Raw genomic sequence first — 20,289 nt, 5'->3', positions numbered from 1 at the left:
TCGGTCGCGTTTCGAATCAAGCGCAGGGGAGCAGCTCATGTCGGCAGAAGCCGTAACCCAGTTCGTCTCCGTGACGCGGACCCCGGAACAGGTCGCGGAACAGCCCTTCTACATTCCGATGACCGGGCCCTCGGCCCGGCCGCGGCGTTCGCTCAAGCACGACGACACCTTCATCGTGCTCGACAGCCACGGCGACATCGGCGCGTCCGCTGGCGGGCCGGACGGGCTGTTCCATCACGACACGCGCTATCTTGCGCGGCTGGAGCTCGTGCTCGACGATCTCCAGCCGCTGCTGCTCGGCTCGAATCTGCGCGACGACAATTCGGCGTTGACCGTCGATCTCACCAATCCGGACATCTACCGGCAGGGCAACCTCGTTCTGCAAAAGGACCTGCTGCACGTCGTGCGCACCATCTTCCTGTGGCGCGGCACCGCCTACCAGCGCATCGGCGTGCAGAACCATGGCGACCGGCGCACCAGCTTCGAGCTGACGCTGCTGTTCGGCAACGACTTCGCCGATCTGTTCGAGGTTCGCGGCGAGCGGCGGCCGCGCCGCGGCGTCGGAACCGGCCGGCTGCTCGGGCCGACCGACGTCCTGTTCGAGTATCGCGGCCTTGACGACGCCGAGCGGACCACCGGCCTGCATTTCGATCCGCGTCCGACGCGGCTCTCGGTCAACGCTGCGACCTGGGAGCTCGACCTGGAGCCGCACCAGGCCAAATCGCTGTTCGTGGCCGTGTCCTGCAACCGGCCGCTGACGGAGAAGCCGGTGCGGTTCTTCCCGGGTCTGCTGGCGCACCGCCGCGAGATGCGGCAGTCGACCATGGGCGCGGCCAGCATCGAGACCTCCAACAACATCTTCAACGAGGTGCTGTGCCAGGCCATGGCCGACCTCAACATGCTGATGACCGAGACGCCGCAGGGACGCTATCCCTATGCCGGCATTCCCTGGTACTCGACGACGTTCGGGCGCGACGGCCTCATCACCGCGCTGCAGATGCTCTGGGTCGATCCGCGCATTGCCAAGGGCGTCCTGCGCCGGCTCGCGCATTTCCAGGCCGCGGCGGTCGATCCGCTCGCGGACGCCGCGCCCGGCAAGATCCTGCACGAGATGCGCGGCGGCGAGATGGCGGCGCTCGGGGAAGTCCCGTTCGCGCATTACTACGGCAGCGTCGATTCGACCGCGCTGTTCGTGCTGCTCGCAGGCAGCTATTTCGAGCGCACCGGCGACGAGGCCACGTTGATCGAGCTGTGGCCGGCGATCGAGGCGGGGCTGGCCTGGATCGACGGCCCTGGTGATCCCGACCAAGACGGTTTCGTCGAATACCAGCGCGCGACCGAGAAAGGGCTGGCGAACCAGGGCTGGAAGGATTCCTATGACGCGATCTTCCATGCCGACGGCCGGCTTGCCGAGGGCAATATCGCGCTCGCGGAGGTCCAGGGCTACGTCTTCGCCGCCAAGCAGCTCGCGGCGCGTTGCGCGCTGCGGCTCGGCAAGCCGGACCGCGTGCGCAAGCTCGAGGCCGAAGCCAGGGCGCTCGCCGAGCGCTTCGAGCAGGCGTTCTGGTGCGAGGAGCTCGGCACCTATGCGCTCGCGCTCGACGGCAAGAAGCGGCCCTGCAAGGTCAGGACCTCGAATGCCGGGCAGATCCTGTTCAGCGGCATGGTCCGCGAGGACCGCGCGCGTCTCGTCGCTGCCGATCTGATGCGGCCGCATTTCTTCTCGGGCTGGGGCATCCGCACCGTCGCGCAAGGCGAGGTGCGCTACAACCCGATGTCCTACCATGACGGATCGATCTGGCCGCACGACAACGCGCTGATCGCGCTGGGGCTGGCGCGCTACGGCCTCAAGCATTCGGTGGCGCATGTCTTTAAGGGGCTGTTCGACGCCGCGACCTACATGGATTTGCGCCGGCTGCCCGAATTGTTCTGCGGCTTCCGGCGCGAGAAGCGGCGCGGGCCGACGCTGTACCCGGTCGCCTGCGCGCCGCAGGCCTGGGCCAGCGCGACGCCGTTCACGTTGCTGGAGGCGGCGCTCGGCCTCGAGTTCGACGTCGCGCGCGGCGAGATTCGCCTGCGCAACCCGCATCTGCCGGCGTTCCTCAACGAGGTGATCCTGCGCGATCTGCGCCTTGGCGAATCCAGCGTCGATCTTCGCGTCAGCCGTCACGGCGACGACGTGGCGCTGGAAGTGTTGCGCACGCGCGGTCAGATCCAGGTCTCGATCGTGCTGGCGCGCTAGAGGCGCGAGGAGGAGGTCATGCGTGCGATCGGAAGGTTGGTCTTGGGCGTGGCGATCGTCGCGGGCTTGACGGTCGCCGAATCGCGCGCGGCCGAGGAGCCGCCTGCATCCCCGAGCGAGGCAAAGGCACCGGCAAATGTGCAACCGCCGGCTTCCACGGTGCCCGTCACGCCCAAGGACGCCGCGCCGCCGCCATCGGTGACCATCATCGGCGCGAGCGAGGCCCACGGCGTTCTCGGCCGCGACGTTCGCAGCGCCGCCGGCGAGGACATGGGTCGCATCGTCGACGTCATCGTCGATCGCACCGGCCATGTCCGCGCTGCGGCGATCGATTTCGGCGGCTTCCTCGGCGTCGGCAGCCGCAAGATCGTCGTCGACTGGAACGCGCTGCGCTTCGGCAAGATCGCCAACAAGAAGGACAGCATCACGCTGGAATTGACCAAGGCGCAGGTCGCGGCCGCACCGGAATACAAGGAGGACACGCCGATCGTCGTGCTCGGCGCGTCCGGCAGCCTTCAGCCGCTGCAAGCGATTCAGTGAGGTGCAGGGAGGGCTGACCGCCCGTGCTGTTGTCGAGGAAGCCGAATCATGCAGATCGCGGCGGCGTCGTCGAGCAGGACAACGTCGCGGAGCCGGCGGCTGCGGGCATTCCGGCGCCGTCGCGCCAGAGCCTGCGCGGTCTCGACTGGTTCATCTTCTTCCTCGCCGACGTGCAGACCGGATTCGGTCCCTTCATCGCGGTCTATCTGACGACGCAGAAATGGACCCAGGTCGAGATCGGGTTCGTGCTGTCGATCGGCGGCATCGTCGCCCTGATCGGCCAGATGCCGGGCGGCGCGATCATCGATGCCGCGAAATCGGAGCGCCTCGTCGCTGCCCTCGCGATCGCGACCATCGGCGCCTGCGCGCTGGCCTATGCGGCGATGCCGATCTTCGCCGTCGTGGTGACCGCCGCCACGCTGCATGCGATGGCGAGCTGCGTGCTCGGGCCGGCGATCGCCGCGATCAGCCTCGGCCTCGTCGGCCCGCTTGCGATCGGCGAGCGGCTCGGGCGCAACGCGCGCTTCGCCTCGCTCGGCAACGGCGTCGCGGCGGCGGTGATGGGCACCGCGGGCTACCTGTTATCGAGCCGCTCGGTCTTCCTGGTCACCTTCCTGCTCGTGATTCCAACCCTGATCGCTCTGTCGCGCATCCGCGAGAACGAGGTCGACATCAGGCGCTGTCACGGCGAGCTGCCGCCTGAAGCCGCCGACCGCGGCGATCCCAATATCTGGCACCTGATCCGGCAGCGCCCGCTCATCGTGTTCGCGCTCAGCGTGCTGCTGCTGCAGCTCGCGAACGCCGCGATGATGCCGCTGATGGCGAGCGCGGTGACGGCGCGATCGAGCCAATGGGCGACCGTGCTCGTCGCCTTTTGCATCGTCGTTCCGCAAGCGATCGTGGCGCTGCTGTCGCCGACGGTCGGGCGCAAGGCGCAAGCGTGGGGCCGGCGCCCGCTGCTGCTGATCGGATTCGGTGCTCTGGCGATTCGCGGCCTGTTGTTTGCGACCGTGCGCGATCCGTATCTGTTGGTGCTGGTGCAGGTGTTCGACGGCATCACCGCGGCGGTCTTCGCGGTGATGATCCCGCTGATCGTCGCCGACGTCGCGTTCGGCAGCGGGCATTTCAACCTGGCGCAGGGGATCGTCGGCACCGCAACGGGCATCGGCGCGTCGCTGAGCACGGTGCTTGGCGGCTATGTCAGCGACAAGTTCGGCAATGCCACCGCATTCATCGGGCTGTCCGGCGTTGCCGCAGCGGGGCTCCTACTGATCTTCTTTGTGATGCCGGAGACGCGGCGCACGGGTCTGACAGCCACCAAAGAAATGGCCGGCTGAACGAATTCAGCCGGCCGAAGTGGGTGGGGAGGAAGATTGAGGATCAGGCGTCGAGATTGTGCAGACGCTGGCGGTTGCGCAGCACGATCTGGCGGGCACCGGAGAAACCGAGAATGCCCTGAGCGTGAAGCTGCGACAGCGCGCGCGACACGGTCTCCAAGGTGAGGCCGAGATAGTCGCCGATGTCGCGGCGGCACATCGGCAGTGCCATCATGCCGGCGACGGCGAGGCGGCGGTCCATTTCGAGCAGGAAGGTCGCAACACGCTCCATCGCAGTCTTACGGCCCAGCAGCAGCATGTGGTCCTCGGCATGGCGCAACTCGCCGGCGGTCATGGCCCAGAGCTTGCGGGCGACCTGCACGTCGGTGCCGGCGGCCTTTTCCAGGCTGGCGCGCTTCACGAGGCGGACTGTGGTGTCGATGATGGCTTCAGCGGCGAGGCGGTGAGTGGGACCGGATTCGAGGCCGAACACGTCGCCGGGAAGATGGAAGGCGCCGATCTGGCGGCGGCCGTCGGAGAGAAGCTTGTAGCTGCGCACCGCGCCGGTCACGACCTGATAGACATATTCGGCCGCCTCCTCCTCGCCATAGATCTCCTCGTCCTTGCCGTAGGAGAACTCGGTGGCGACCAGGCCGACATGGCCCGCGATCGCGCCGAACTGGTCGGTAACGGGGTGGGCAGGAGCAATCTTGCCACCGATTTGGGTGTTGATCGCCTGGGTGTTGAGCGTCTGGGTTAGCATCTGCGCCATCTCCGTTGTGATGGAGCACTGCTACGATGAAACACGCAATCCGGAAATTTCGCGCGTTATCTTAGGGATGTTTACCTACGTAGAGTCCCTAGGTCCCGCTCCGGGGCGGTCCTGGATGGCGTGGCGGATGCACTTGACCAGGTTTTCGTCGAGAAGCGGCTTCAAAACCACGTCCTTAATGCCCGCCATCGCGGCCCGGGCCGAGATGTTCTCGTCGGGATAGCCGGTGATCAGGATCACGGGCGCGTCGCGGTGGGATTTGCGAAGCCGGCCGGTCAAATCGATGCCGTTGATGTCGGGCATCTTGTAGTCGATGACGTAGCAGTCCGGCCCGGGCGCGGCGCCGAGATTGAGCAGCGCCGTGCCACTCCTGAAGGTCCGCACGGCGAAGCCGTCGGTCTCCAGCAGGAACCGCAGGGATCCGAGAACTGCGGCATCATCATCGACCACAAAGACGGTGGGTTGTGGGGAGGACGACGGCCGCGCACGATGTGGGCTGACCTCAACCATGCTGTCTGGCTAGCACTGCGCCGTGAAGTCGCCTTGACCTGCCTCAATCGTTGAGCATGCCGGCGCGCATCGCGAGGCGAACCAGTTCCGAAAGGCTGCTCGCCTGCATCTTGGTCATGACGTTGGCCCGGTAGACCTCGATGGTCCGCGGGCTGATGTCGTATTCGCGGGCGATCAGCTTGTTGGAGAGGCCCGCGACCAGCCCCTCCATGACCTGGCGTTCCCGCGGGCTCAAGGACGCGACGCGGGCAGCGATGTCCTGCGCGACGGCCTCGTTCTTGGCGGCGGGCTCGGCCTGGCGGAGCGCCGACTCGATCATGGCGGTGAGACGGTCGTCATCGAATGGTTTTTCCAGGAAGTCGACCGCCCCGAGCTTCATCGCCTCGACCGCCAGCGGCACGTCGCCGTGACCGGTCATGATCACGATCGGGAATGGGCTTTGCTGCGCCTTCATCCGCTTCAAGAGCTCGATGCCGTCGAGGCCGGGCATGCGCACGTCGGAGACGATGCAGCCGAAACCGAGGCGGGGCAGGGCTTCGAGAAAGGCGAGCGCGTCGTCGAACAAAGTGACGGCGAAGCCGGCGGAATCCAGCAGGAAGTTCAGCGAGTCCCGCATCGCCGCGTCGTCGTCGATGACGTAAACATTTCCCTTGGTCGTCATGGATCAGCTCTCGTCGGTTGCCGGCAGGGTGAAGCGGAAGGTCGCTCCGCCCGCTGCGTTGCTCTCGGCCCACATGCGGCCGCCATGGGCCTCGATGATCGAGCGGCTGATGGAGAGTCCCACGCCCATGCCGGTGTCCTTGGTGGTGAAGAAGGTCTGGAACAGGTTTGGAATGATGTCTTCCCGGAAGCCGATGCCGGTGTCGGAGACCTCCACCTCGATCATGCCGTCGGCGACACGGGTGTTGGCGACGACGAGCTCGCGCCGCTGCGACTGCGCCATCGCCTCGAGCGCGTTGCGGAACAGGTTGACCAGCACCTGCTGAATCTGCACCCGGTCGGCGAGAACGAGGTCGGCGTCGGGATCAAGGCTGAAGCGGAGCTGCACGTTCTGCTCGCGCGCGCCGGCGAGCCCGAGCGCGCCGGCTTCCTCGATCAGCTTGGACAGGCTCTCGACCCGCTTCTCGGATTCGCCGCGGGAGACGAAGTCGCGCAGGCGGCGGATGATCTGGCCGGCGCGCAACGCCTGTTCCGCCGCGCGGTCCAGCGCGCTTTCGACCTTCGGCATGTTGGGATCGGTGCTGCCGGCGAGGAGGCGCCGCGATCCCTTCATGTAATTGCTGATCGCCGCCAGCGGCTGGTTGAGCTCGTGGGCGAGCGCGGAAGCCATCTCGCCCATCGCGGTCAGCCGCGACACGTGCACGAGCTCGGATTGCAGCTCCTGGAGCCGCGCCTGGGTCTGCTGGTGCTCGGTGAGATCGCGCACGAAGCCGGTGAAATGGGGCTCGCCCGCGCGTTGCGTCTTCCCGACGGACAGGTGCATCGGGAAGGTCGTGCCGTCGCGGCGTTTGCCCGTCACGATCCGGCCGATGCCGATGATGTGCGGATCATTGGTCCTGAGATAGCGCGTGAGATAGCTGTCGTGACGCGACTGATCGGGTTCCGGCATGAGAATGCTCACGTTCCGGCCGATGGCTTCCTGCCTGCTGTAGCCGAACAGCCGCTCCGCCGCGCTGCTGAAGAGCTGCATGATGCCGCGTGAATCGATGACGATCATGGCATCGGGCACCGTTTCGAGAATCGAGCGAAGATGATTCTCCTGGGACCGCAGGGCCTCTTCGAGCTGCTTCTCCTCGTTGATGTCCAGGAATATCCCGCTGAGATGACGCGGCATGCCCGCATCGTCCCGGATCACGCCGGCCCTGGCCCGGATCCATTGGCCGTTTCCGGACGCGCCGCTGACCTTGAAGGACAAGTCGAGGCCCCCGCCACCTTCCGATGTGCGCCCGATCGCCTTCAGGAGGTGGTCCCGATCGCCCGGCTCCAACAGGGAAAGAAAGAGATCGTAGCTGACGGCCCGGTCCGGCTGCAGGCCGAACAGTCGCCTGGCCGTGTCCGACCAGTCGAGCTCGCGAGTCTGCAGGTCGAGGTCCCAGGTGCCGACCCCGAATCCCTCGATGCGGACTCGGAAATGCTCGCCCCGACCATCGTCTGCCGGATGGTTCCCGCGGGTCGGCGCCAAGGTTCTGCTCCTATTCTCGGCGGACCGGCAGGATGCCGTTACCGCTTCAGCAATGTCGCCCAAGGCTCGGCCGGAGGCAAGCGCGGACGTTGAATCCACTGCCGGACTCCCCATTCCGGGAGAGTGGGCACCCAGAGACCTCGATTTGATCTAGCTCAGCCTGTTGCGCGGCAGCAGGTCTAGGATTCAAAAAATTCTGTAATGCTGGAGATTTCCCGATGACATACGCCACCGTCATGGTCAGCCTGGCGCTCGATCAACTCAACGAAGCGCGTCTTCAGGTCGCAGGCGAGCTCGCCGAACGATTCGAGGCGGCCATCGTCGGGGTCGCTGCGGCGCAGTTCGTCCCGCCGCTCTATTTCACCGACGGCGCAGAGGCGCAAGCGCTGATCGACGAGGGCGAAGCTTCGATCAAGCGGCGGCTGGCCGGGCTCGAAGCGCAATTCCGCGCGGCCGTGAAAAATCGCGGTGGACACGCGGAGTGGCGCAGCGCGATGGATTATCCGGCCCGCTTCGTCACGGCGCAGGCGCGTTGCGCCGACATCGTCGTCAGCGGCGGGCAGAGCCCGGCCTTCTCCGATGCTTTCTCGCTGGCGAGTCCCAAGGACCTGGTGATGCAGACCGGCCGCCCGCTGCTCGTCGTTCCCGACCGGGCCAACTGGCTCGACCTGCGCAGCGTGCTGGTGGCGTGGAAGGACACGCCGGAGGCGCGGCGGGCGGTGGCGGGCGCGCTGCCGATGCTGCACAAGGCGAAGGACGTCACCATCGTGGAAATCCCGGAGCGGGGCGACGACCGTTCGGCCGTGATGGCCGGTGTCAGCGACGTTGCCGCCTGGCTCGGCCGCCACGGCATCACCGCGACTGCGCGGGTCCTCGAGGCCGCAGGAAACGAAACCCCTGCTGCGCGGTTGGAGAAAGTCGCCGGCGACACCGGCGCGGGCCTGATCGTCGCGGGCGCCTATGGTCATTCGAGATTTCGCGAACTGATCCTAGGAGGCGTCACGCAATATCTGGTGACGCAAACCGTCCGCAGCGTGCTGCTGTCGCACTGACCATCGTCCGGCCAGTTTGAGGAATCGAGGAGGACGCGCCGTGTACCAATTTCTTGAACAGACCGTCGACGGCTACATGACGCGCAACGTCAAGACGGTGCAGCGCGACCTCGATTTGTTCCAGCTCAGCGAGATGTTCGAGACCGACGATTTCAATTCCTATCCGGTCGAAGACGACGGGCAGGTGGTCGGCATCGTGACCAAGTTCGACATCCTGAAGTGCTTCGCCTTTACGCCGAGCCAGATGTTGCCGCGCTACGACGACCTGATGAGCCGCAAGATCGGCGACGTCATGACGCCCGAGTTCATCTATGTCAGCCCCGACACGCGGCTGACGCGCGTGCTCCAGATCATGGTCGAGCACCGCATCAGGAGCATCATCGTGCTGGACGGCACACAGAAGCTGGTCGGCATCATCGCGCGCGAGGACGTCATCGCGGCGCTCAAGGCGACGGCGCGGGAGTGACGTCTGGATCCTTCTGTTCCAACCTCCGTGATTTCACGGAGGTTATCTATCTTTCTTCCCTTCTCCCCTTGCGGGAGAAGGTGGCGCGAAGCGCCGGATGAGGGGTCCGCTTCAACGGAAAAACTTTTCGTGCGGAACCAACCCCTCACCCAAGTGAGTTTGCCGCACCTTCTCGCTGCCCTCTCCCACAAGGGGAGAGGGCATTTCAACTGGCACTGCATCGGCTCACATTAACAGAAATCCATCTATCTTGATTTCAATCAATTCGCCGCGAGGGTGGATGTGGTTTCTGGCAGCGTGTTCTTTCAGAGAGAATCCGCATGAGCCAGCCCTCCATCTCAAAATCCATGACCATCGGTGAAAGCGGCTTGGCTGTCGTATTCGCAGTCACCGCTTTCCTCTGCGTGATCGCCTCGGCCAAGGCGCTCGATGCGCCCTTCGCGTTCCACGCTGCGCTCAGCGCGGCGGCGAGTCTCGCTGCGGTGTTCTTCATCGTCAACCGCTACTTCGAGCGGCCGGCGGCGCTGCCGGCCCAGGAGATCAACGGCCGCCCGAACTACAGCATGGGGCCGATCAAGTTCTCGGCCTTCATGGCGATGTTCTGGGGCATTGCCGGATTCCTCGTCGGCCTCATCATCGCCTCGCAGCTGGCCTGGCCCGCGCTGAACTTCGATCTGCCCTGGATCAGCTTCGGCCGCCTGCGTCCGCTGCACACCTCCGCCGTGATCTTCGCCTTCGGCGGCAACGTGTTGATCGCGACCTCTTTCTACGTGGTGCAGAAGTCCTGCCGCGCGCGCCTTGCCGGTGACCTCGCGCCGTGGTTCGTCGTGCTCGGCTACAACTTCTTCATCCTGATCGCCGGCACCGGCTATCTGCTCGGCGTCACCCAGTCGAAGGAATATGCCGAGCCGGAATGGTACGCCGATCTGTGGCTGACCATCGTCTGGGTCGTCTATCTGCTCGTCTTCCTTGCCACCATCTTCAAGCGCAAGGAGCCGCACATCTTCGTTGCGAACTGGTTCTATCTCGCCTTCATCGTGACGATCGCGGTGCTGCATCTCGGCAACAACCCGGCGCTGCCCGTTTCGGTGTTCGGTTCGAAGTCCTACGTCGCCTGGGGCGGCATCCAGGACGCCATGTTCCAGTGGTGGTACGGCCACAACGCGGTCGGCTTCTTCCTGACCGCCGGCTTCCTCGCCATCATGTACTACTTCATCCCGAAGCGCGCCGAGCGGCCGATCTATTCCTACCGGCTCTCGATCATCCACTTCTGGGCGCTGATCTTCCTCTACATCTGGGCAGGTCCCCACCATCTGCACTACACGGCGCTGCCGGACTGGACGCAGACGCTCGGCATGACCTTCTCGATCATGCTGTGGATGCCCTCCTGGGGCGGCATGATCAACGGCCTGATGACGCTGTCGGGTGCCTGGGACAAGCTGCGCACCGATCCCGTGCTGCGCATGCTCGTGGTCTCCGTCGCCTTCTACGGCATGTCGACCTTCGAAGGCCCGATGATGTCGATCAAGGTGGTCAATTCGCTCAGCCACTACACCGACTGGACCATCGGCCACGTGCATTCCGGCGCGCTCGGCTGGGTCGGCTTCGTCTCCTTCGGCGCGCTGTACTGCCTGGTGCCGTGGGCCTGGAACCGCAAGAGCCTCTACAGCCTCAAGCTCGTCAACTGGCACTTCTGGGTCGCCACCCTCGGCATCGTTCTCTACATCTCGGCGATGTGGGTGTCCGGCATCCTGCAAGGCCTGATGTGGCGTGCCTACACCTCGCTCGGCTTCCTCGAATATTCCTTCATCGAGACCGTCGAGGCGATGCATCCCTTCTACATCATCCGCGCCGCAGGCGGCGGCCTGTTCCTGATCGGCTCGCTGATCATGGCCTACAATCTCTGGATGACGGTTCGCGTCGGCGAACAGGAAGTCCAGATGCCCGTCGCTCTTCAGCCGGCGGAATGAGGAGCTCAAGCAATGTCGTTCTGGACACGCCACCAAATCTTCGAAAAGAACTCGATCATCCTGGTCGTCGGTATCCTCCTCGTGGTTGCGATCGGCGGTCTCGTTGAGATCACTCCGCTGTTCTACCTCAAGAGCACGATCGAGAAGGTCGATGGGGTCAGGCCCTACACGCCGCTGGAGCTGGCGGGGCGCAATGTCTATGTCCGCGAGGGCTGCTATCTCTGCCATTCGCAGATGGTCCGGCCCTTGCGCGACGAGGTCGAGCGCTACGGCCATTTCTCGCTCGCCGCCGAGAGCATGTACGATCACCCGTTCCAGTGGGGCTCCAAGCGCACAGGCCCGGATCTCGCCCGTGTCGGCGCCAAATATTCCGACGAGTGGCACGTCACCCATCTGGCCAACCCGCGCGCGATCGTGCCGCAGTCCGTGATGCCCGGCTATCCGTTTCTCAGCAAGGCCGAGATCGACCCGGATGCGATCGCCGGCGACATGCGCACCCTCAGGACCGTCGGCGTCCCCTATAGCGACGAGCAACTCGCCAATGCCGCCGCCGACCTGAAGGCCCAGGCCGATCCGGACAATGCCGGCACCGACGCCTTCACCAAGCGCTACGCCAAGGCCGTCGTACGCAATTTCGACGGCAAGACCGGCACGCCGACCGAGATGGACGCGCTGGTCGCGTACCTGCAGATGCTCGGCACGCTGGTCGACTTCAAGATCTACAACGAGAAAGCCAATCTTCGCTGAGAAGGCATGAACGATGAAAGCCATCCTGACCGTCCATAATCTTGCGTCCGATCTCGTGACGACGATCTGGACACCGGTGTTCGTCGCGATCTTTCTCGCGATCATCGCCTACGCATTTTGGCCCCGTAACAAGGCTGCGTTCGACAAGGCAGCGCACCTGCCCTTGCGGGAGGAGTGAGAAACCATGACCGATCATTCTAGCGACATCGATTCCGTCTCCGGCAAGTCCACGACCGGACACGAGTGGGACGGCATCAAGGAGCTCAACACGCCGCTGCCGCGGTGGTGGGTGATCACCTTCTATCTCACCATCGTCTGGTCGATCGGCTACTGGATCGTCTATCCGGCCTGGCCGCTGATCCAAAGCAACACCACCGGCCTGTTCGGTTACTCCTCGCGCGCCGACGTCGCGGTCGAGCTCGCCAACCTCGAGAAGATCCGGGGTGACAAGATGGCGGCGCTGGGCTCGGCCTCGCTCGCCGACATCCAGAAGGATCCGGCTCTGCTGGCGCTTGCGCGCGCCAAGGGCAAGACGGTGTTCGGCGACAATTGCGCGCCGTGCCACGGCACGGGTGCGACGGGGTCCAAGGGCTATCCCAACCTGAACGATGACGAATGGCTGTGGGGCGGCTCGCTCGACCAGATCATGCAGACCATCCAGTTCGGCGTGCGGTCGGGCCATGCCAAGACCCATGAGGGGCAGATGCTCGCCTTCGGCAAGGATGGCGTGCTGAAGGGCGACGAGATCGTCACCGCCGCCAATTACGTGCGGTCGCTGTCGGGCCTGTCGACCCGCAACGGCTATGACGCCCCCAAGGGCCAGAAGATCTTCGCGGAGAATTGCGCCGCCTGCCACGGCGACGCCGGCAAGGGCAACCAGGAGATGGGCGCACCTGATCTGACCGACAAGATCTGGCTCTACGGCTCCGACGAGGCGAGCCTGATCGAGACCATCGGCCAGGGCCGCGCCGGCGTGATGCCGGCCTGGGAAGGCCGGCTCGATCCCGCCACCATCAAGGCGATGGCGGTCTACGTCCACTCGCTCGGCGGCGGCAAATAGGCCGATCCGCGAGCGACGACTTCCGGCGGGGGCGAAGAAAAGCGCCCCCGTTTGCGTTGGATCAACCTGCGCGGCGGTGCCGGGTCTAGGTTTAATCGCACCTTTGAAGAAGCTCGAGGCGATGAACAAGACCGTCAATCCGAACGAACTGAAGCCCGCGGACGACGTCGGGCCGCTCTATGCGGCCCGCAAGAAGGTCTATCCCCAGAGCGTCTCCGGTACTTTCCGCCGGATCAAATGGGGCCTGATGGCATTCTGCCTCGGCGTCTACTACTTCCTGCCCTTCGTGCGCTGGAATCGCGGTCTCGGCGCGCCGAGCCAGGCGGTGCTGATCGATCTTCCCAACAGCCGCTTCTATTTCTTCTTCATCGAGCTGTGGCCGCAGGAGGTCTATTACTTCACGGGCCTGTTGATCGTCGCCGCGGTGGCGCTGTTCCTGATGAACTCCATCGGCGGGCGGATCTGGTGCGGCTATCTCTGTCCGCAGACGGTGTGGACCGACCTGTTCTACGCGGTCGAACGCCTGATCGAGGGCGACCGGCGCGAGCGGATGAAGAAGGACAAATCGTCCGATCCGATGAAGCTGGAGCGCATCTCCGAGATCGTGCTCAAGCATTCGATCTGGCTCATGATCGCCTGGTGGACCGGCGGCGCCTGGGTGCTCTATTTCAACGACGCGCCGACCCTGGTGAAGGAGCTCGTCACCTTCCAGGGGCCGATGCTCGCCTATATCTGGATCGGCATCCTCACCGCGACGACCTATCTGCTCGCCGGCTTCATGCGCGAGCAGGTCTGCACCTATATGTGTCCGTGGCCGCGCATTCAGGCCGCACTCACCGACGAATGGGCGCTCAACGTCACCTATCGCTATGACCGCGGCGAGAAGCGCACCTCGGTGAAAAAGGCCGCCGAGCTGCGCGCCCTCGGCCAGCAGGTCGGCGATTGCGTCGACTGCTACCAATGCGTCGCGGTCTGCCCGACCGGCATCGACATCCGCAACGGGCCGCAGATGGAATGCATCCAGTGCGGCCTCTGCATCGACGCATGCGACAACGTGATGACAAAGATCGGCCGGCCGAAGCGGCTGATCGGCTACGACAACGACATCAACATCCATCGCCGCCAGGAAGGCAAGGCGCCGATCTACCGGATCGTCCGGCCTCGCACCGTCGTCTATAGTGCCATTATCGCGGCCGTCGGCGGCTTCATGATCTATACGCTGGCGACCCGCAGCCTGCTCGACGTCAACGTGCTGCACGACCGCAACCCGGTCGCGGTCAAGCTGAGCGACGGCTCGATCCGCAACGCCTATACGGTGCGGCTGCTGAACAAGAGCGGCTACGACCGCGTCATCGCGATCGACGTCGAGGGGCCCGTGAACCCCACGATGCACGTCGTCGGCATCGATTCGGTCACGCCGGACCGTCCGATCATCGTGATCCCGCGCGATGCGACCAGCGAGCTGCGGCTGCTGGTCACCGCGCCGGCCGAAAACAATCCGGAGAAATCGATTCCGGTCCGCTTCCACGTCATGGACATCGGGCTCGGTGTCGCCGCGAGTGCCACCGACAATTTTGTCGCGCCGTAAGATCAGGAGACCACCATGTCATCCAAGCCGCTGACCGGAACCAAGGTCTTCCTGATGCTGGTCGCTTTCTTCGGCCTCGTTATCGGCGTCAACGCCACCATGATGAAGCTCGCCATCGCAACGCTGCCCGGCACCGACGTCGACAGCCCCTATGCCGCGGGCCTCGTCTACGATCGCGAGATCTCGGCGGCGCAGGACCAGGCCGCGCGGAAGTGGAAGGTCAACGCCCATGTCGAGCGCCGCAACGACGGCGGCGCCTCGGTCCAGGTCGAGGCCCGCGACGCCGGCGGCCAGCCGATCTCCGGGCTGAAGTTCGGCGGCCGGCTGGAGCGGCCGACCGACAAGCGCGCCGACCTCGCCGTCGAGCTCAGCGAAGCCGGCATCGGCCTCTATCGCGGCAATGCGGCGTCCGTCGCGCCGGGCCAATGGGACCTGGTGATCGAGGGCGAGGCGCGGGGGACGCGCGTGTTCATGTCGCGCAACCGCGTGATCCTGAACTGAAGGATTCCGTCATGCAGGTCACGCGCGATTTCTCTCATTACGTCCGCGATGCGGGCGAGGGCCTCCGGCACATCGATCTCGCCGTCGAGGGCGTTCACTGCGCCGGCTGCATGGCCAAGATCGAGCGCGGGCTCTCGGCCATCCCCGACGTCACTCTGGCCCGCGTCAACCTCACCGACCGCCGCGTTGCGCTGGAATGGAAGGCGGGTACGCTCGACCCCGGCCGCTTCATCGATCGGCTCGAGGAGCTCGGCTACAAGGCCTATCCGTTCGAGACCGAGAGCGCGGAAGCGGCCGAGGTCGCCGAATCCCGCTTCCTGCTGCGCTGCCTCGGGGTCGCCGCGTTCGCCACCATGAACGTGATGATGCTGTCGATCCCGGTGTGGTCCGGCAACGTCTCGGACATGCTGCCGGAGCAGCGCGACTTCTTCCACTGGCTGTCGGCGCTGATCGCTCTGCCGGCGGCGGCCTATGCCGGCCAGCCGTTCTTCCGCTCGGCCTGGCGCGCTCTGTCGGCCAAGACCACCAACATGGACGTGCCGATTTCGATCGGCGTGATCCTGGCGCTCGGCATGTCCGTGGTCGAGACCATCCACCACGCCGAGCATGCCTATTTCGACGCCGCGATCATGCTGCTGACCTTCCTCCTGGTCGGCCGCTTCCTCGACCAGAACATCCGGCGGCGGACCCGCGCGGTCGCCGGCAATCTCGCCGCGCTGAAGGCTGAGACGGCCGCGAAGTTCATCGGGCCTGACGAGATCTCGCAGGTGCCGGTGGCGGCGATCAATCCGGGCGACATCGTGCTGCTCCGGCCCGGCGAGCGCTGCGCGGTCGACGGCACCGTGATCGAAGGGCGTTCCGAGATCGACCAGAGCCTGATCACCGGCGAGACGCTCTATGTCACGGCCGAGCAGGGCACGCCGGTCTATGCGGGATCGATGAACATCTTCGGCAGCTTGCGGGTGCGAGTCTCGGCCGCCTCCGAGGCGACGCTGCTCGCCGAGATCACGCGGCTGCTCGACAACGCGCTCCAGGCGCGCTCGCGCTACATGCGCCTTGCCGACCGGGCCTCGCGGCTCTATGCGCCGGTGGTGCATGCGACCGCGCTCCTGACCATTCTCGGATGGGTCCTCGCCGGTGCGAGCTGGCACGATGCGATCGTGACCGGCGTCGCCGTGCTGATCATCACCTGTCCCTGCGCCCTAGGGCTTGCGATCCCGACGGTGCAGACGGTGGCCTCGGGCGCGATGTTCAAGGCCGGTGTGCTGCTCAATGCGGGCGATGCGATCGAGCGGCTGGCTGAAGCCGACCATGTGATCTTTGACAAGACCGGCACGCTGACGCTGCCCGAGCTCGAAGTGATGAATGCCGCCGACATTCCCGCCGATGTCTTCGAACTCGCCGGCCGGCTCGCACTGTCGAGCCATCACCCGGTGGCTGCCGCCGTCGCGCAAGCTGCCGGTGCGAAGTCTCCGATCCTCAGTGCGGTGGAGGAGGCCGGGCAGGGTGTCCGTGCGACCGTCGACGGCCTCGAGCTTCGCCTCGGCCGTCCCTCCTTCTGCGGTGCCGAGGCGCTGGTCGGCAGCGCCTTGGTCGATCCCGAAGCTTCCATCGTCGCGTTCAGCAAGGGCAGCGAAAAATTCATCCTCTCGGTTCGCCAGGGCCTGCGACCCGATGCCAAGGCGGTGATCGCGGCTCTGAAGGCGCGCAACATCGGCATCGAGATCCTGTCCGGCGATCGCGAGCCGGCCGTGAAGGCCGCGGCCCAATCGCTCGACATCCCCGAGTGGCGCGCCGGCGTCACCCCGGCCGACAAGATCGCGCGGATCGAGGAGCTGAAACGGCGCGGTGCGAAAGTGCTGATGGTCGGCGACGGCATGAACGATGCGCCATCGCTCGCGGCGGCCCATGTCTCGATGTCGCCGATCTCGGCCGCGCATCTCAGCCAGGCCACCGCCGATCTCGTCTTCCTCGGCCGGCCGCTGGCTCCCGTCGTCGCCGCCATCGACGCCTCGCGCAAGGCGCTGCATTTGATGCGGCAGAACCTCTGGCTTGCGATCGGCTACAATGTGCTCGCGGTGCCGGTTGCGATCAGCGGCGTCGTGACGCCCCTGATCGCGGCTGCCGCCATGAGCGGATCGTCGATCCTGGTGATGCTGAACTCGCTGCGCGCCCGCAGCGCCTCGCGGGAGATCGTGTAATGGAGATACTGGTCATCCTGGTCCCGCTGGCATTGATGCTCGGAGGTGCCGGTCTCGTCGCTTTCCTGTGGTCGCTCAGGAGCGGCCAGTACGACGATCTCGACGGCGCCGCCTGGCGCGCGATCGCCGACGACGAGCCGCCGCAGGAAGCGCCGGCCAAGCGCTAGCGTTTCAGGGCGAATGTAAGCAGGGCTGCGGCAGCGAGCGCCGCGCCCATGCCGAATACGCACGCCTGCCATCCGAAAGCGTCGAACAGGCGCCCGAGCACGGCGGTGCCGACCAGTCCGCCGCAGAAGTAACACGTAAGATAGGTCCCGCTGGCGATGCCGCGATTGTCGGCTGCGGCCTGTCCGACGAAACCCGTCGCGGCGGCCTGTGCGAAGAATGTGCCGACCCCGACCAGGACCATGCCGGCGAGCACTTCGCCCAGACGCGGCGACAGCATCAAGGGCAGGCCGAGCCCGGCAACAGCGAGCGCGCCCCAGATCGTGGGCCGCGTTCCCAGCCGCGCCGCCACCCTGCCGGCCAGAAGCGTCGTGACGATCGACGGCAGGAAGACGAAATAGACGAGGCCGAGATCCATCATGCCGAGCGACAGCGGCGGCTGCACCAGCACGAAATTGACGTAGGTGAAGGTGCCGATGAAGGCGAACAGGATGCAGAAGCCGATGCCGAAAGAGGCGCGCAGCTGCGGATTGCGCCAATGCGCGATGGTGGCGGCGAGCGGCGAAGCCGCCGGCGTCATCGCATGCATCGGCGGCACGCGGTTGACGGTGAGATAGACCAGCGCCGCGCCGGCAAGATTGAGCGCCGCGAAGAAGTAGAAGTTCCAGGCGAGGCCGAGGCCATCGGCCAATGCGGCCGAGATCAGCCGGCCGACGAGATTGCTGGCGACATTGCCGGTGATGTAGGCGGCAAAGGCGCCGCCGGCGTCCATGGCGCTGCATTGCTCGCCGAGATAGGCGAGGGTGAGCGCGAAGGCGGACGCCATGCACAGGCCCTGCGCGACCCGCAACGCGGTGAAGACGGCAAGAGTGGGCGCGACAGCTAGCAGGCTGGTGGGGACCGCAAGCAGGGCCAGGCTGAGCAGGATGCCCGTTCGCCGGTCGATGCGCGGGCTGAAGAAGCCGACGACGAGGCTGGCTGCGGCCATGCCGAAGGTGCTGGCATTGACGGCAAAGCCCATTGCCGCGGGTGTGACGCCGTAGTGCCGTGTCAGCGAGGGCAGGATCGCCTGCGTCGCGAAGAGATCGACGACCGTCAGGAATGCGGTGAGGCCGATCACGAGCGAGCGAAACGCGAAGCCAGGGGAATGCGCATTCATCGTCGTCGCGATCGGTTTGATCGATGCGGAAAGATCGGTCATGTCGTTGCGCTCCCTCATGCCCCGGCATGCCCCGAGCGCGCGCCTCGTCCTTCGAGACGACCGCGGAGCCTGTCATCGGGCCGCGCTCTGCGCCGACCCGGTGGCGGTCTCCTCAGGATGAGGCTAAGCGACATCGTGGCCGCCGAGGCTGCTGCCGCACACTCCGTCCTCATCCTGAGGAGCCCGCCTGAAGCGGGCGTCTCGAAGGATGGCCGCACGGAATTACATATGGCGGTCGTTGGGATCCTTGCGGACGTCGCCGACATAGAGAATGACGGTCTCCTTGCCGAGGTTCTTCCACCAGTGCGAGGTGCCGTGGACTTCGGGGCGGATGTCGCCGGCCTTGTGCACGATCGGGTCGACGCAGTTGGAGGCGTATTCGACGATCTCGCCCTGCTGCACGAAGATCAGGGCCGGACGGTCCTCATGGCTGTGCCAGGGCACGATGCCGCCGGGCTCGATGGTCAGCTTGCGGAAGCGCAGCTCGCGGCCCTCAATACGGGCGGGCTGCTTGCCGAGATCGATCGCGCCGAGCGTCACGTCGGTGACGCCGACAGGCTTGTAGTCGACCATCGGCTGCGCATTCGGCTTGGTCTTGCCGGCCGGACATTCGCCGGCGAAAACCGGCGTCGCAAATGTCAGCGCGCCGAGAACGGCAACGCCTGTCCAAACCACGCGCGACATTGTGAGATGGCTAGACATGGAAAGTCTCCTCTGTTGGCCGCGAGCCCTGTCGGCCGCGGGCTATGGCAGGAGCTTCGTCGAGACCTTTTCCATGTTGAAATGCCGGCTTGCTTTCGATGCGATAGCCCCGCGCTATGCCGATAGGCGGCAGCTATCGAACCGATTGGGCATCGGCATTTCCGCTTTCGCAGCATCCGGCGTCCGATGCCAGCACGCCCGATTGCGGTCGCCCCTTGCGGGCGGGCGAACCGGGAAACTAATATTCGCCCGCAAGGAAGCCGGAGCAGGAAGATGACGTCTCTCTCGCCAGCCGATGCCGAACAGCTCAGGCTCGCGTTCCAGCGCTGCCGCGACATGGACAGCACGCTGAACGAACAGCTCCGCGCCTATGCAGATGCCAGCCGCGAGGTCTTTCCGGCCTATGGCGAGGCGGTCGATCGCCTGGTCGCGCGATTGAGCGACAACGGCGGCGGCGAGACCGCGCCGCGGCCGGGCGACCCGATGCCGCCGTTCATGCTGCCCGACGAGGGTGGCCGTCTCGTGTCGCTGCCCTCGCTGCTGGAGGGAGGCCCCGTCGCGGTGATGTTCTTCCGCGGCCATTGGTGTCCCTATTGCCGGCTCAATGTCCGCGCCGTGGTCCAGGCGCTGGACCGCATCAAGGCGATGGGGGCGCAGGTCGTCGCGATCGTGCCGGAGACGCAGGAATATACCGGGCAGCTCAAGGCCGAATCCGGCGCGCCGTTTCCGGTCCTGACGGATCTCGACAACGGCTATGCGCTGTCGCTCGACCTCGCGATCTGGTTAGGTGCCGAGATCCAGCAATTGCTGTCCTATCAGGACATGGCGAAATTCCACGGCAATGACGGCTGGATGCTGCCGATCCCGGCCGTGTTCGTGGTCGGACGCGACGGCATCGTGAAGGCCCGCTTCGTCGATCCGGATTTCCGCAAGCGCATGGAGATCGACGATCTGATCGAAGCGCTGGAGCGCACGAGCCGGGAGAATTGAGCTACGCTTTCTTCCTTCTCCCCTTGTGGGAGAAGGTGGCGCGAAGCGCCGGATGAGGGGTTGCCTCCGCAATCACAAATGAGG

Annotated in this window: 20 protein-coding genes; 14 read left to right on the top strand and 6 right to left on the bottom strand. The window is 65.5% G+C overall.

The window, feature by feature from the left end; all coding sequences use genetic code 11:
* Window positions 1-37 precede the first annotated feature (37 nt).
* Genes I6F21_RS07645 through I6F21_RS07635 form a run of 3 tightly spaced genes read left to right on the top strand, consistent with a single transcriptional unit; the run spans window position 38 to window position 4,119 of the window.
* On the top strand, window positions 38-2,242 hold the full coding sequence (locus tag I6F21_RS07645; protein WP_036004384.1) for an amylo-alpha-1,6-glucosidase: 2,205 nt from the start codon (window positions 38-40) through the stop codon (window positions 2,240-2,242).
* An 18-nt stretch (window positions 2,243-2,260) separates the two neighbouring features.
* Entirely contained in the window at window positions 2,261-2,782 is a 522-nt protein-coding gene (locus I6F21_RS07640) for a PRC-barrel domain-containing protein (RefSeq protein ID WP_036025949.1), read from the top strand.
* Between the two features lie 23 nt (window positions 2,783-2,805).
* Entirely contained in the window at window positions 2,806-4,119 is a 1,314-nt protein-coding gene (locus tag I6F21_RS07635) for an MFS transporter (protein ID WP_036004390.1), read from the top strand.
* 43 nt (window positions 4,120-4,162) lie between these two features.
* Here I6F21_RS07635 and I6F21_RS07630 read toward each other — a convergent pair whose 3' ends face one another.
* The 4 genes from I6F21_RS07630 to fixL all read right to left on the bottom strand — a co-directional run bounded on the left by I6F21_RS07630 (window position 4,163) and on the right by fixL (window position 7,562).
* On the bottom strand, window positions 4,163-4,861 hold the full coding sequence (locus I6F21_RS07630; protein WP_036004466.1) for a helix-turn-helix domain-containing protein: 699 nt from the start codon (window positions 4,859-4,861) through the stop codon (window positions 4,163-4,165).
* 84 nt (window positions 4,862-4,945) lie between these two features.
* Entirely contained in the window at window positions 4,946-5,380 is a 435-nt protein-coding gene (locus I6F21_RS07625; RefSeq protein WP_036004393.1) for a response regulator, read from the bottom strand.
* Between the two features lie 43 nt (window positions 5,381-5,423).
* Entirely contained in the window at window positions 5,424-6,041 is a 618-nt protein-coding gene (gene fixJ, locus I6F21_RS07620) for a response regulator FixJ (RefSeq protein ID WP_225139639.1), read from the bottom strand.
* Window positions 6,042-6,044: 3 nt separating this feature from the next.
* Window positions 6,045-7,562, bottom strand: a complete 1,518-nt coding sequence (gene fixL, locus I6F21_RS07615) for a sensor protein FixL (protein WP_225139638.1) — start codon at window positions 7,560-7,562, stop codon at window positions 6,045-6,047.
* A 218-nt stretch (window positions 7,563-7,780) separates the two neighbouring features.
* Here fixL and I6F21_RS07610 point away from each other — a divergent pair, with 218 nt between their 5' ends.
* From I6F21_RS07610 to ccoS, 10 genes are all read left to right on the top strand, one after another.
* On the top strand, window positions 7,781-8,614 hold the full coding sequence (locus I6F21_RS07610; RefSeq protein ID WP_225127463.1) for a universal stress protein: 834 nt from the start codon (window positions 7,781-7,783) through the stop codon (window positions 8,612-8,614).
* A 40-nt stretch (window positions 8,615-8,654) separates the two neighbouring features.
* Window positions 8,655-9,080 (top strand): CBS domain-containing protein, encoded by a 426-nt coding sequence (locus tag I6F21_RS07605; protein WP_197947488.1) that lies wholly within the window; start codon window positions 8,655-8,657, stop codon window positions 9,078-9,080.
* Window positions 9,081-9,400: 320 nt separating this feature from the next.
* Window positions 9,401-11,050 (top strand): cytochrome-c oxidase, cbb3-type subunit I, encoded by a 1,650-nt coding sequence (gene ccoN, locus I6F21_RS07600; protein WP_225139637.1) that lies wholly within the window; start codon window positions 9,401-9,403, stop codon window positions 11,048-11,050.
* Between the two features lie 12 nt (window positions 11,051-11,062).
* Complete coding sequence (gene ccoO / locus I6F21_RS07595) at window positions 11,063-11,797, top strand: cytochrome-c oxidase, cbb3-type subunit II (RefSeq protein ID WP_036004413.1); 735 nt, start codon at window positions 11,063-11,065, stop codon at window positions 11,795-11,797.
* Window positions 11,798-11,810: 13 nt separating this feature from the next.
* Entirely contained in the window at window positions 11,811-11,975 is a 165-nt protein-coding gene (locus I6F21_RS07590) for a cbb3-type cytochrome c oxidase subunit 3 (RefSeq protein WP_025034779.1), read from the top strand.
* Window positions 11,976-11,981: 6 nt separating this feature from the next.
* A complete protein-coding gene (gene ccoP / locus I6F21_RS07585) occupies window positions 11,982-12,857 on the top strand; it encodes a cytochrome-c oxidase, cbb3-type subunit III (RefSeq protein WP_225127461.1) in 876 nt (291 codons plus the stop codon).
* A 121-nt stretch (window positions 12,858-12,978) separates the two neighbouring features.
* Entirely contained in the window at window positions 12,979-14,445 is a 1,467-nt protein-coding gene (gene ccoG / locus I6F21_RS07580) for a cytochrome c oxidase accessory protein CcoG (RefSeq protein ID WP_036037795.1), read from the top strand.
* Between the two features lie 15 nt (window positions 14,446-14,460).
* Window positions 14,461-14,946 (top strand): FixH family protein, encoded by a 486-nt coding sequence (locus I6F21_RS07575; protein ID WP_057026793.1) that lies wholly within the window; start codon window positions 14,461-14,463, stop codon window positions 14,944-14,946.
* A gap of 11 nt (window positions 14,947-14,957) precedes the next feature.
* Window positions 14,958-17,147 carry a cation-translocating P-type ATPase gene (locus I6F21_RS07570; protein WP_225183002.1) on the top strand — a complete coding sequence of 730 codons (2,190 nt, stop codon included), beginning with the start codon at window positions 14,958-14,960 and terminating at the stop codon, window positions 17,145-17,147.
* The gene (ccoS, locus tag I6F21_RS07565; RefSeq protein ID WP_008550618.1) at window positions 17,147-17,314 is read left to right on the top strand and encodes a cbb3-type cytochrome oxidase assembly protein CcoS; all 168 of its coding nucleotides are present in this window, start codon (window positions 17,147-17,149) and stop codon (window positions 17,312-17,314) included. The genes I6F21_RS07570 and ccoS overlap by 1 nt, the downstream gene beginning before the upstream one ends.
* Here ccoS and I6F21_RS07560 read toward each other — a convergent pair.
* Both I6F21_RS07560 and I6F21_RS07555 read right to left on the bottom strand, forming a co-directional pair.
* A complete protein-coding gene (locus I6F21_RS07560; RefSeq protein ID WP_225139635.1) occupies window positions 17,311-18,513 on the bottom strand; it encodes an MFS transporter in 1,203 nt (400 codons plus the stop codon). The genes ccoS and I6F21_RS07560 overlap by 4 nt on opposite strands.
* 222 nt (window positions 18,514-18,735) lie before the next feature.
* A complete protein-coding gene (locus I6F21_RS07555; protein WP_225139634.1) occupies window positions 18,736-19,215 on the bottom strand; it encodes a cupin domain-containing protein in 480 nt (159 codons plus the stop codon).
* A 273-nt stretch (window positions 19,216-19,488) separates the two neighbouring features.
* Here I6F21_RS07555 and I6F21_RS07550 point away from each other — a divergent pair, with 273 nt between their 5' ends.
* Window positions 19,489-20,205 carry a peroxiredoxin-like family protein gene (locus I6F21_RS07550; protein WP_225139633.1) on the top strand — a complete coding sequence of 239 codons (717 nt, stop codon included), beginning with the start codon at window positions 19,489-19,491 and terminating at the stop codon, window positions 20,203-20,205.
* Window positions 20,206-20,289: the final 84 nt, after the last annotated feature.

Source organism: Bradyrhizobium sp. NBAIM03 (assembly GCF_020194055.1).
Taxonomy (GTDB): domain Bacteria; phylum Pseudomonadota; class Alphaproteobacteria; order Rhizobiales; family Xanthobacteraceae; genus Bradyrhizobium; species Bradyrhizobium yuanmingense.
This window is presented reverse-complemented; position numbering and strand designations above follow the sequence as displayed.

What these genes read in the sequence shown, in the direction of transcription:
- I6F21_RS07640 (WP_036025949.1), top strand. Translation starts at nt 2,261, where the DNA reads ATGCGTGCGATCGGAAGGTTGGTCTTGGGCGTGGCGATCGTCGCGGGC.
- I6F21_RS07590 (WP_025034779.1), top strand. Translation starts at nt 11,811, where the DNA reads ATGAAAGCCATCCTGACCGTCCATAATCTTGCGTCCGATCTCGTGACG.
- I6F21_RS07625 (WP_036004393.1), bottom strand. Translation starts at nt 5,380, where the DNA reads ATGGTTGAGGTCAGCCCACATCGTGCGCGGCCGTCGTCCTCCCCACAA.
- ccoN (WP_225139637.1), top strand. Translation starts at nt 9,401, where the DNA reads ATGAGCCAGCCCTCCATCTCAAAATCCATGACCATCGGTGAAAGCGGC.
- I6F21_RS07610 (WP_225127463.1), top strand. Translation starts at nt 7,781, where the DNA reads ATGACATACGCCACCGTCATGGTCAGCCTGGCGCTCGATCAACTCAAC.
- I6F21_RS07630 (WP_036004466.1), bottom strand. Translation starts at nt 4,861, where the DNA reads ATGCTAACCCAGACGCTCAACACCCAGGCGATCAACACCCAAATCGGT.
- I6F21_RS07570 (WP_225183002.1), top strand. Translation starts at nt 14,958, where the DNA reads ATGCAGGTCACGCGCGATTTCTCTCATTACGTCCGCGATGCGGGCGAG.
- I6F21_RS07645 (WP_036004384.1), top strand. Translation starts at nt 38, where the DNA reads ATGTCGGCAGAAGCCGTAACCCAGTTCGTCTCCGTGACGCGGACCCCG.
- ccoG (WP_036037795.1), top strand. Translation starts at nt 12,979, where the DNA reads ATGAACAAGACCGTCAATCCGAACGAACTGAAGCCCGCGGACGACGTC.
- ccoO (WP_036004413.1), top strand. Translation starts at nt 11,063, where the DNA reads ATGTCGTTCTGGACACGCCACCAAATCTTCGAAAAGAACTCGATCATC.
- fixJ (WP_225139639.1), bottom strand. Translation starts at nt 6,041, where the DNA reads ATGACGACCAAGGGAAATGTTTACGTCATCGACGACGACGCGGCGATG.
- I6F21_RS07555 (WP_225139634.1), bottom strand. Translation starts at nt 19,215, where the DNA reads ATGTCTAGCCATCTCACAATGTCGCGCGTGGTTTGGACAGGCGTTGCC.
- I6F21_RS07550 (WP_225139633.1), top strand. Translation starts at nt 19,489, where the DNA reads ATGACGTCTCTCTCGCCAGCCGATGCCGAACAGCTCAGGCTCGCGTTC.
- I6F21_RS07575 (WP_057026793.1), top strand. Translation starts at nt 14,461, where the DNA reads ATGTCATCCAAGCCGCTGACCGGAACCAAGGTCTTCCTGATGCTGGTC.
- ccoS (WP_008550618.1), top strand. Translation starts at nt 17,147, where the DNA reads ATGGAGATACTGGTCATCCTGGTCCCGCTGGCATTGATGCTCGGAGGT.
- I6F21_RS07560 (WP_225139635.1), bottom strand. Translation starts at nt 18,513, where the DNA reads ATGACCGATCTTTCCGCATCGATCAAACCGATCGCGACGACGATGAAT.
- ccoP (WP_225127461.1), top strand. Translation starts at nt 11,982, where the DNA reads ATGACCGATCATTCTAGCGACATCGATTCCGTCTCCGGCAAGTCCACG.